This is a genomic window from Vreelandella lionensis, from assembly GCF_002087295.1.
GTDB classification, from domain to species: Bacteria; Pseudomonadota; Gammaproteobacteria; order Pseudomonadales; family Halomonadaceae; genus Vreelandella; species Vreelandella lionensis.
On record NZ_MWVI01000099.1, the window covers coordinates 86,966 to 98,512 of the forward strand.

6 protein-coding genes and 3 pseudogenes are annotated in these 11,547 nt (G+C 54.7%); 6 read left to right on the top strand and 3 right to left on the bottom strand.

The genetic code is table 11. From position 1 onward, the window contains the following. Nucleotides 1-55: 55 nt before the first annotated feature. Nucleotides 56-1,111 (bottom strand): lipoyl synthase, encoded by a 1,056-nt coding sequence (lipA, locus tag B4967_RS16450; protein ID WP_083026384.1) that lies wholly within the window; start codon nucleotides 1,109-1,111, stop codon nucleotides 56-58. 181 nt (nucleotides 1,112-1,292) lie between these two features. Further along, a complete protein-coding gene (locus B4967_RS16455) occupies nucleotides 1,293-2,291 on the bottom strand; it encodes a LysR family transcriptional regulator (protein ID WP_083026385.1) in 999 nt (332 codons plus the stop codon). Between the two features lie 277 nt (nucleotides 2,292-2,568). On the opposite strand from B4967_RS16455, the pseudogene B4967_RS16460 reads away from it, so the two are divergent. The 6 genes and pseudogenes from B4967_RS16460 to B4967_RS16485 all read left to right on the top strand — a co-directional run bounded on the left by B4967_RS16460 (nucleotide 2,569) and on the right by B4967_RS16485 (nucleotide 10,281). After that, nucleotides 2,569-5,012, top strand: a pseudogene (locus B4967_RS16460) (DUF3141 domain-containing protein). 321 nt (nucleotides 5,013-5,333) lie between these two features. Then, nucleotides 5,334-7,959: pseudogene (gene topA, locus B4967_RS16465) on the top strand (type I DNA topoisomerase). After that, entirely contained in the window at nucleotides 7,956-8,417 is a 462-nt protein-coding gene (locus B4967_RS16470) for a DUF6586 family protein (RefSeq protein ID WP_083026387.1), read from the top strand. Before topA ends, B4967_RS16470 begins: the two are co-directional and overlap by 4 nt. 125 nt (nucleotides 8,418-8,542) lie before the next feature. Beyond that, nucleotides 8,543-9,007 (top strand): hypothetical protein, encoded by a 465-nt coding sequence (locus tag B4967_RS16475; protein ID WP_083026389.1) that lies wholly within the window; start codon nucleotides 8,543-8,545, stop codon nucleotides 9,005-9,007. Nucleotides 9,008-9,163: 156 nt separating this feature from the next. Further along, the gene (locus tag B4967_RS16480) at nucleotides 9,164-9,793 is read left to right on the top strand and encodes a L,D-transpeptidase family protein (RefSeq protein ID WP_083026390.1); all 630 of its coding nucleotides are present in this window, start codon (nucleotides 9,164-9,166) and stop codon (nucleotides 9,791-9,793) included. A gap of 224 nt (nucleotides 9,794-10,017) precedes the next feature. Further along, complete coding sequence (locus B4967_RS16485) at nucleotides 10,018-10,281, top strand: Lpp/OprI family alanine-zipper lipoprotein (RefSeq protein WP_016914087.1); 264 nt, start codon at nucleotides 10,018-10,020, stop codon at nucleotides 10,279-10,281. A gap of 99 nt (nucleotides 10,282-10,380) precedes the next feature. On the opposite strand, the pseudogene B4967_RS16490 reads toward B4967_RS16485, so the two are convergent. Continuing rightward, nucleotides 10,381-11,514: pseudogene (locus tag B4967_RS16490) on the bottom strand (L,D-transpeptidase family protein). Nucleotides 11,515-11,547 lie beyond the last annotated feature (33 nt).

Genomic DNA, 11,547 nt, shown 5'->3' on the forward strand with positions numbered 1-11,547 from the left:
GCTGGGCATATCGCCTGCATGGCAGAGCAACGCCATGCAGGCGAAGGTAGATATACTAACCGACGTTAAAAGCAGGAATGCGGTTATTGTCCGGCTCTTCTTGCCCCGGAATGGCCGCTGGGGCGGCAAGACCCAGATTGTTTTTCTCGAAAACACGGTCTGCTCGGTAGCTAGAGCGTACCAGCGGGCCGGATGGCACTTCCATAAAGCCTTTCTCAAGGCCCAGTACGCGATAACGATTAAACTCTTCTGGGCTTACCCAGCGCTCCACGGCCAAGTGGTTTTTGGTTGGGCGCAGGTATTGGCCTAACGTCACGATGTCTACGCCAATCTCGCGCAAGTCATCGAAGGTTTGCAGGATCTCTTCATCGGTCTCACCCAGCCCCAACATCAAGCTGGTTTTAGTGATGACATCGGGACGATACTGCTTGGCGTGGGCCAACACATCCAGCGTTTTGCGGTAGCCTGCACGGGGGTCACGCACTTTGCTGGTCAGCCGCTCAACGGTCTCAACGTTTTGCGCAAACACCTCAAGCCCTGAATCGACCACGCGCTCAATAGCGGCTTTATCGCCATCAAAATCAGGCGTTAACGCCTCAACAACCACCTCCGGCGTGCGCGCTTTAATGGCGCGAATACAGTTGGCGTAGTGGGTGGCGCCACCATCGTCTAGATCGTCACGGTCTACTGAGGTCAGCACGATATAGCGAAGACCCATTAGCTCGACGGATTTGGCGGTATTTTCCGGCTCTTCGTGATCCAGCCAACCTTTAGGGTTGCCAGTATCAACCGCACAGAAGCGGCAGGCGCGGGTACATACTGAGCCCATCAACATAATGGTGGCGGTACCATTGCTCCAGCATTCACCCATGTTAGGACAATGGGATTCAGCGCAAACGGTGCTGAGCCGGTGCGTCGCCACGTTTTTCTTAACGGCCTCAAAACGCTCGCCGCCGGGAATTTGCGCGCGCAGCCACTTTGGCTTGCGCTCAAGTGAAGGGGCATCTGCCTGCGCTTTGCGCTGCTTCATGCCATCTTTAATCACCGTCATGCCATGTTCGTTACGGAATTTTTCGCCGCTGTGCACGCGCTGGGAAGGGGTGTTGCTCATAGGAGAGAGCCTCTCTACTGTGCGGCTGGTAAGCAGAAAATCCGAGCGACGCATCACGAAAAATATACGTGCAAAATGTGGCCGCGATGCAACTGTTTACCATGCCCTGAGTAACGCTAACTGATACGTAGGTTGTAAATAATGTAACATATTTGGCAATCAACAAGACACCGTAGAACCGCTAGTGATCGTATTCCAGTGACAGGGCGGGTAAGCAGGAAACTCCATGGCTAGGAAGCGGGCTGCCAGGCGCTTGGAAGTGGCGCTGGAACTCGCTCAGATGCTCACGCACAAAACGCAGGAAGAGCTCTGCTACCGGAGTGGGAAAGTGGTCTCGGCGGTATACCGTGCACCAGGCGCGGCGAATGGGAAAATTGGGCAGAGACAGGGTAGCGAGCAGGCCCTGTTCCAACTCGCGCTGTACCGCCAAACGAGGCAGTACGGCAACGCCCAAATGTACCATTACCCCTTGTTTGATGGCTTCATTGGTGCCCAGCTCGATACGGTGCGGAAGCCCCACTTCTTGATCCACGGCAAGCTGCTCAAAGGCGCTGCGAACCCCCGAACCAGGCTCGCGCATTAGTACGAAATGGCGTGCGAAATCCGTCAGCGTTGGATTGGGCATACTTAGCAGAGGATGTTCTGACCACACTACCGCCACAAGCTCATTTTCAAGAATAGGCATAACCACCAAGCCGTCGTCTTCTGGCACCATGGCCATGATCACCACGTCGTCTTGTTGTTCGGCCAGCCGCTCAAGTGCTTGGCTGCGGTTACACACCTTTAAACGCAACTGAACATCCGGGTATCGCGCGCGAAACTTGGCCAGCAGATAAGGCACGACGTACTGGGCGGACGAGACAGCCGCAATATTCAACTTGCCGCTAATTTTGCCGTTAATATCAGAAAGGTTCATTTGCAGCCGCGACAGCTGACCAAAGATTTCCCGCGTAGAGAGGGCCAGTGTATCGGCCGTTGGCAGCACGTGGAGAGTTTTCTCCGCATACTTAAAGAGAGGCTGCCCCAACGCTTGCTCAAGCTGTCGAATCTGCGCGCTCACGGCTGGTTGTGTCAGGCCGAGCTGCTCGGCGGCCCGTGAATAGGAGCGTTGTTGATGCACTGCCTGAAACACTTGTAGCTGTCGAAATGTTAAGCGGTTGAGCAGCGTGGGGGATGACATAACCACCTCAGGGTAAACTTCCTCGGTAAAAAAAGCGCACTGTATAAGGCCTGTTATATAGGGCTTGGCCTCAGCGTCGAAATGCTATCACTGATTTAGGGCTACCGCCTTGAAAGCTTGGCGGTATATAAACGGTGTACGTTTCGATCAATAAGGCAGTCGTTGGAAAAGGGGGGTGGTAATCATCGACGTTAGGCAAGGAGTGGCCTAAACTATATTGCATTGCAGCATCATTGCTTCGGGATTGGTGCCATGCATCAACCCAATGGGAGAATATATGAACTTTCTCGCTAATCCTTTGCTTACCACCAATGCGCTTGCTGCTCCTTGGTTTGTGTCATCGAATGATTCCGCGGCGTTACCGGGCGGTGAAGCTCTCGCTAGCATGATGGACCCTTTTGGGTTTGGTCGTGCCGCGGTTAGCTACTGGCGTGACAGTGTAGAGCGCAACATCCTTTATTGGGATGTCATGCGCGAGCGCGGCAACCAGTATCTCGAACACATGGAGCAAACGAAGCCCAATGTGCTCGGCTTTGAAACCGAGGTGTTAGTGGATGGCCGTACGCTGCCTAATCCGACTAACTATGAGTTACTGCGGGTATTGCCGCCTAAGAATAGCCAGATTGACCCACAAAAACGCCCCTTTGTCGTTATTGACCCGCGTGCAGGCCATGGCCCTGGTATCGGCGGTTTTAAGCCTGATAGCGAACTCGGTGTCGCGCTAAAAGCGGGCCATCCCTGCTATTTTATCGGCTTTTTACCTTTCCCTGAGCCAGGCCGAACGGTGGAAGATGTGGTGGAGTCGGAAGTGGCCTTTTTGCGCCACGTGATTGCGCTACACCCGGAAACCACTGAAAAACCGATGGTGGTTGGTAACTGCCAAGCGGGCTGGCAAATCATGATGGCCGCCGCCCTTGAGCCTGAAGTATTTGGGCCAATCTTAATCGCTGGTGCACCGCTCTCTTATTGGGCTGGCGAGCATGGCAAGGCGCCCATGCGTTATACCGGCGGTATGACAGGGGGAAGTTGGATCACTGCGTTGACCAGTGATATCGGCAACGGCCTATTTGATGGGGCGTGGCTGGTTCAGAACTTTGAGGGCCTCAACCCGGCTAATAACTACTGGGAAAAGCAGTACCACCTGTATGCCAATATTGATACCGAGTCCAAACGCTATTTAGAGTTTGAACGCTGGTGGGGTGGTCATGTGGTGCTGGGCGGTAATGAGATCCAGTACATTGTCGATAACTTATTTGTCGGCAATCGTCTTTCTACGGCGCAACTGGTTACCCGCGATGGACGGCGTATTGATCTGCGTAATGTACGCTCGCCTGTGGTGGTGTTTTGCTCACGGGGGGACGATATTACGCCACCGCCTCAGGCCCTGGGGTGGATTCGTGATCTGTACGCGGGCGAAGAGGATATCATTGCGAATGAGCAGACGATTATTTACTGCTTGCATGATACCACTGGGCACCTGGGAATCTTCGTATCTGGCAGTGTTTCCCGCAAAGAGCACTCCGAATTTACGGCGAACATGGACTACATCGATGTGATGCCGCCAGGGCTGTACGAAACGACGAGATTTCTCACGCCGACGAACACACAGACACCGAGCTGATTGAGCGTGACTATCTGCTGGAATTTGCGCCGCGCAACTTCGAAGAGCTTGATCGTGACGTGATGCATCAGCCGGAGGATGATCGTCGCTTCGCCACCGTTGCCCGCATCTCTGAAATTAACCTGGGGTTTTATCGTCTCTACGTGCAGCCGTGGATACAGTCCATCATGACGCCCGAGGCGGCGCGCTGGATACGGCGTATGCACCCCATTCGCCTGGGCTACAAGCTCATGTCAGACCGTAACCCGCTGACGGTGCCGCTACCGGTTATGGCCGACTACGTGCGCCGCCATCGTCAGCCGGTGGAGCAGGACAACATATTTAAAGCGCTAGAGCTCATGGCATCTGATCAAATTGTAGTGAGCCTGAATGCGTGGCGTGACCTGCGCGATAGCTCAACCGAGCGCCTGTTTATGGATATTTATGGTCAACCGCTGCTCCAGGCCGCTGTTGGCTTGTACGGGGATGCCCATGTACATCGCCGCCGTCCTGGCGCAGAGCCTGAGCACCGTCGCTTTATTGAAAACCGCCAAAATGAGCTGCGTCATAAAATTGCTCAGGGTGGCCCTCATGAAGCCGTGATGCGTTCAGTGATCTATGTGCTAGGTGGCGCACCGGCCACCGATGAGCGTAACTTTAAGCGCCTACGCGCCTCTCGGGCGGAGCTTGAACCCAGCACCTCCTTGAGCGAATTTAAGCGCCTAGTGCGTGAGCAGTTCTTTATTTTGAAGCTTGATCGTGAGCAGGCGCTTAATACGTTGCCGGAGCTATTAAAAGGGCAAACCGGTGAAGAGATAGATAACTATATTAGCCACTTAGAGCATGTCTTTGCCGCTAGCGGTGAGTTAACTGAACATGCCGCTAACCGGTTTGACCAAGTAAAAGCGTTGTTTGATAAAGCGCGTCCGGCTGCCTTGGCGGCGCCAGCCCCTGAAACAGCGCCCACACCTGACTCCACTGCGGCTACAGCGGAAATAGCAGCCGAAGCGAGTAACACGGTAACGGCTGAAAAGGCCCAGGAATCATCGGTAGAGGCGCCAAAGAAAAAGCCAGCCACCCGGCCGGCTGGGCAGCGCAGAAGCTCGCCCCGTAAGCGTTAGATAAAGTTGCTAAGACGCCTTCGCCCCCGCTTTTTAGCGGGGGCTTTTGCATTGATAGGCGGCTATTTGGGTTGCCGAGTGCCGAGCGGCAGTCTAGTGTCTAGCTACCCTGATGCAAAAAAGCATCGTAAAACGCACCGCGCCGCTAATGCGTTGTTGTTAGTGTTCGCTTAGCTCCCTAAGAGGCGGTTGCTACTAGCGCTTAATCAAGGGCTGGGGTAGGGTAGGCGCATTTTTCTCATGGTCGCCAAGCACAAATTGAGGCGGCAACGTATTCAGAGCATGGGCGATAGCGCCTGGGCAATAGAAAAGTGGAGCACTATGGGCAAGTCACTGGTCATCGTCGAATCGCCCGCGAAAGCGAAGACGATTAATAAATATCGCGGCAACGATTTCATCGTCAAGTCGAGCGTGGGTCACATCCGTGACCTGCCGACCAGCGGCTCAGGTAAGGCAGCCTCCGACCCAAAGGAGCGCGCTCGCCAGGCCGCGGCAACGCGTAAGATGTCGGCGGAAGAGAAGGCGGAGTATAAAAAGCGCAAGGCCCACGACCAGCTTATTCGGCGCATGGGCATTGACCCTGATAACGGCTGGGAAGCGCGCTATGAAGTGCTTCCTGGTAAAGAGAAGGTGGTGGCTGAATTAAAGAAGCTGGCTGAGAAAGCCGACGCCGTCTACCTCGCGACGGATTTGGACCGCGAAGGGGAGGCTATCGCCTGGCACCTGCGCGAGACCATTGGTGGCGATGACAGCCGCTACAAGCGTGTGGTGTTCAACGAAATTACCAAAAACGCCATTCAAGATGCTTTCAAAGCCCCCGGCGTTCTTAACATTCCCCGTGTAGAAGCCCAACAGGCGCGCCGCTTTCTGGACCGCGTCGTCGGTTTTATGCTTTCACCGCTGCTGTGGGCCAAGATTGCTCGCGGGCTTTCCGCTGGCGCGTTCAGTCTGTCGCGGTGCGTTTGATTGTTGAGCGTGAGCGCGAAATCCGAGCATTTATCCCAGAAGAGTTTTGGGATGTGCATGCAGATCTTTTTTCTCCTGACGGCGAGCTGGTGCGTTTTGCCCTGGCGCGTCAGGATGGTAAGCCGTTTCGCCCCACGTCAGAAAAAGACACTCTGGCGCGCATTGAGCAGCTGCGCAAAGCCAAGCTGTCGATTACTTCGCGTGAAGATAAGCCCACCAGCTCTAAACCGACCGCGCCGTTTATCACCTCTACGCTTCAGCAGGCAGCCAGCGGCCGATTAGGGTTTTCGGTGAAGAAGACCATGACCATGGCCCAGCGGCTTTATGAAGCGGGCTACATCACCTATATGCGTACCGACTCCACCAACCTATCTAAAGACGCGGTGGAGAGTGTCCGTTCGTTTATTGGTGATGAGTATGGTGCGCGCTATTTGCATGAGTCGCCTAATCGATACAGCAGCAAAGAGAGTGCTCAAGAAGCGCACGAAGCCATCCGGCCCTCTAGCGTCGAGCGCAAAGCGACTGACTTGGCAGGTATGGAGCGTGACGCAGAACGCCTCTACGAGCTTATTTGGCGGCAATTTGTGGCGTGTCAGATGACTCCGGCCGAATACCTCTCCAGCACGCTCAGTTTGGAAGTAGATGGCTACGACCTGCGTGCCAAAGGCCGCGTGCTGAAATTTGATGGTTACACCCGGGTAATGAAGCGGACGGGCAAAAACGAAGATCAAAGCCTCCCTGACTTGCCGACGGGCACGGCAATGCAGCTAGAAAAACTCGACCCTCAGCAGCATTTTACCAAGCCGCCCGCGCGCTACACCGAAGCCAGCTTGGTCAAAGAACTAGAGAAGCAGGGCATTGGCCGCCCCTCCACCTACGCATCGATTATTTCGACTATCCAAGATCGTGTCTACTTGAAGCTGGCGAGCCGCCGTTTTTATGCCGAAAAATTGGGCGATATCGTCACAGAGCGGTTGAAAGAGTCCTTCCCTGACTTAATGGACTACTCCTTCACCGCCCGCATGGAGGACAGCCTTGATGAAGTGGCTGAAGGCGAGCGCAATTGGCAGGCGCTGCTTGATGCCTTCTACGATGAGTTCCGCATGGAGCTGATGAAGGCTGAAAGCGAGGAGGGCATGCGTCCGAATCAGCCGGTGCCGACTGATATCTCCTCCCCAGCTGTGGCCGAAAAATGCAGATTCGAACCGCCTCTACCGGCGTGTTTTTGGGCTGCAGCGGCTACAACTTGCCGCCTAAAGAACGCTGCAAAACCACCATTGACCTGATTCCTGGTGAAGAGGCCGTGGCGGAAGACGCGGGCGAAGAAGCGGAAACCAATGCCCTACGTGCCAAACGTCGCTGCCCGAAATGCGGCACGGCGATGGATAACTACCTGATTGACGAAACTCGTAAGCTTCATATTTGTGGCAACAGCCCAGACTGTGACGGTTACGAAGTAGAGAGCGGCAAGTTCAAGATTAAAGGCTACGATGGCCCGGTCATTGAGTGCGATAAGTGCGGCTCCGAGATGCAGCTACACTCTGGCCGATTTGGCAAATACTTTGGCTGCACCAACAGCGAGTGTAAAAACACCCGCAAGCTGCTGCGCAGTGGTGAAGTCGCGCCGCCGAAGATGGACCCGATTCCCATGCCCGAACTTGCCTGCCAAAAGATGGAAGATCATTACGTGTTACGGGATGGCGCTAGTGGCTTGTTCCTGGCTGCTAGTAAGTTCCCAAAAAATCGTGAAACCCGCCCGCCGCTGGTTAAAGAGCTGAAAGCTCACGCTGACGAGCTGCCGGAGAAGTATCACTTTATTCTCAAAGCACCCAGTGAAGACCCGGATGGCCGCCCTGCGCAAATTCGCTTCTCGCGTAAAAACAAAGAACAGTACGTGATGACAGACGAAGAGGGCAAAGCGACCGGCTGGAAGGCGACCTTTGAAGGCGGCAAATGGCATGTGGAGGATAAGCGCAAGTGAGCCCACGTTCGCGTACCAATCAACTGCTGTATCAGGCCGAGCTGCTGGTCGGCCTGCCGGTTGGCGATGATGAGCATGCGCCAGTGCGGCAAATGGCCATAGAGGAAAGTGCGTTGGCGCTGTTTGAGCTGGCGCTTGGCTCGCTGCTAAAAGAAGTCACGGAACACGCGCGGTTGAATAGCCATGACTGGCGGGAGCTACTCGCCAGTGACGGCCCCGATGTGGCAGAGCTGCAGCGGCTACGCGATGCCATGCAGCAGCCGGAAAGCTGGCTTTACTGGCTGGTGGGGCAGCTAGAGAAGCTGCACAGTGATGATGGTGCTGCGCGTCGCGCTGTGCAAAATCCTTCTATGATTGCGGTAGGTAGCCAGTTGACGTTAGCCGAGCAACTGTTAGAGAGCCTCCAAGCGGCTAAGCGTGATATTGCCTCGCTACGGGAGACAAGCCAGGAGTGGTAGTCCAGCGGCAGTGCGGTGGTGATAGAGGGAGAGGTTGCCAATAGCGTCTGGTTGCTTACTCTGATAGGTTGAAATGTGCCTATTCGTCACCACGTTGTATGGAAACAACGATACAGGAGACACGGATGCGCTATAACCAAGTCAAAGATCTCATTGAGTGGGCAACGGGTTATCATGGCCGCATGGCGCGCCAATACAGCGCTGGCGCAGAACAAGCCGAGCATGAGCGCCTAGCCATGGCGCTCACCTACCTAGCCGATAGCGAGCTAAAGATGAAAACAGGGCTTGAGGCGCTGTTTCACGATGGCTCGGATCATCATGAAGTGTTAGAAATATGGTTTGACGATTCAAGCGACTTCCCCCAGCCCCCTGAGCTTGATGCTCTGGCAAAGCAGAGCGTGGCAGGTTCGATTGATGAGCTAACCGAAACAGCGGTAGAGTCCCATCGTAAGTTGCAAAGCCTTTATGAACATCGCGCTTCTCGGGCCAAAATTGAGCCCGAGGAGACGTTTTTTAGCGCATTGGCAGAAGGTCATAATGCAGAAGCTCGCAAGCTAGTCGCGAGCATGCAGGAGTTTGACGATATTTAGTGATCGTTGAATTAAAGTTTGTTTCAGTGCTGCTCGTTATTCTGAACGCTAATTTGATGGTCGAAACGCTGACAATAGCTGTGTGAATAAGGTATAACAGCCGCCACTAATGCGTCCTCGGCCTAGCCACACTGGCCTGTATTTGAGAGCAAAATAATGTCTGTGAACCGTCGCCGATTTTTGGCGTTGGCACTGGGCTGGCCAGCAGTGGCTAGCGCAACTGCTACAAGCGCTGTGAATGATTATGAGCCAACCGATTTGGTTGAGACGCTGCTTTCTCGCGCTGCTGTGCCACGCCACAGTAGTGAGTTGTGGGTGCTAATTGACGATAAAGAGGCAACGCTGACCATTTTTCGCGGGAATGCGCTGGTAGAGCGTTTTGCGCCTATTTCATTGGGGCGCGGTGGCGCAAAAACCCAGCGAATTCGCGGCGATAACGTTACACCGCTGGGCGAATTCAGAGTTAATCGATTTAATTTCGAAAGCCAGTGGCATATCTTTATTGGTATCGATTATCCTACGCCACCTCACGCACGTATGGCGCTTGAAAAAGGTATATACTCCCAAGCGGATTACGAGGCCTATTTTGACCACTACCGGCGTTATGGCTCGCCCCCGCAGAATACTGCGTTGGGTGGCGCTATTGGGATTCACGGAGTTGGCGGCGGTGATCCAGAGATCCATGGTAGCTTCCACTGGACCCAAGGGTGTGTGGCAGTCACCAATGAACAGATCGCACGTGTGGCCGAATTAGTAGATGTTGGCACACGCGTGGTGATCCGCTAGGCTTGTGTTGTTGAAGGAAGTTCTAGGTTTTAAATATGTGGCTATAGACAACCGCTGTGGTCTATTATAAAACAGCGTTTGACTTGCGTGCCTTGGTGCGTAACCCTGGTACAAGTCGCTGTAAAGAACCTGCACCGCAGGTAGACAAATTTAAGCTAACGCTTTAGCCTTATTTTTTGTCATACCCTTAACGTAGTACCCAAGGAAGACTCAAGGAGAACACTATGACTCTGAAGACTGCTCTGAAGATGACTGCCGCTGCCGCTTCTCTGGCAATCCTGGCTGGCTGTGCTTCTACCAGCGCTCTGGAAGAAGTTCGCATGACTGCTGAATCTGCACAGGCTGATGCCGCAGAAGCACGCAGCATGGCTTCACAAGCTCTGAACACTGCAAACCAAGCTCAGCGCGACGCGCAAGCTGCTCTGCAGATGTCTGAGCAGAACCGTGAAGAAATGAACCGCATGTTCCAGCGTTCCATGCAGAAGTAATTCTGCTTGGGCCACCGAGCATGATGCATGTTCGGTGGTCGCTGTAGATGTGAAAAACCCCGCCTCGGCGGGGTTTTTTGTTGCCTAGCGCTTTACGCGTTAAGCGTCGCCTTCAACTCGAACGGTCGTGGAAAGCTCGACACCTTCCAAAATCCCCTCTAGCTGCTGAGTGGGCTGCGGCTCGGGTTCCGGCTCAGGGGCGGGTGCTTGCGGGCCATATAGCGCCACAAAGCGGCCGTCTGGTGCTTCCACCCCGCGTTTGACCTGCTCGTAATCCACTTCTGCTTTAATCTTCTGCCAGTTCGCTGACCCGCTCAATGGCATTAAGCAGCGGCTCAAAGTTGCCTACGTTCTCTTCCAGCTGAGGGTAGGATTGCACAAACAGTGTGCCGTCTGCCGCCCAGCCTGCTTTAAAAGGCGCATCCATCAGGTCTACCTTAGTGCCGCTTGGCAGGCGTTCATACAGCGACTCGATATCTTCTGGGTACATGCGGATACAGCCGCGGCTAACACGCATACCTACGCCGTCAGGGCGGTTGGTGCCATGAATCAGATAACTAGGCATGGCCAGCAGAATGGCGTGGCGGCCCAGGGGGTTATCTGGCCCGGCCGGTACGATAGAAGGCGCAGGATCGCCGCGCTCTGCAGCCTCGCGACGCATCGAGGCCGGCGGTGCCCAAGCGGGGTCTTTTACCTTAACGGTGGTGCGGGTGATGCCCACTGGGGTGGCGAACTCTTCACGACCCACGCTAACCGGATAGGTTTCAACAATGCCTGGGTTATCGGCGGGGAGTAATAAAGGCGCAGCTCGGAAAGGTTAACAACCACGCCTTCACGCGGCGCGGGGGGTAGAATATAGCGCGCAGGGATCACTACCTCGGTGCCTTTACCCGGTACCCATAAGCTAACGTCTGGGTTCGCCATGCGAATCTCTTCGTAGCCAATATTATGGCGACGAGCGATGTCGATAAGCGTCTCTTCGGGGTTCTCCACCGTAACGGTGTAGTACTCACCAATAATGTCGCCGTGCTCGGGTAGTCGGAAGTGGCCGCGCGGTAGTTCCTGCGCCTCAGCAACTTGCTCTGCACTAGCAGTGGCGTCGTCAGTAATCGCCGCAGTGCTTTCGGCCTGCTCGGCCGACGGCTGTGCATAAACGGGGCCCACAAGGCTCGCTGCCAGCAGAACTGCCAGGCTGGTAGGTCCCCAACGGGTAATGTTCTTACGAATGTTCATGGTCGATCCTAATCAATGTATGCACTGCTGGTA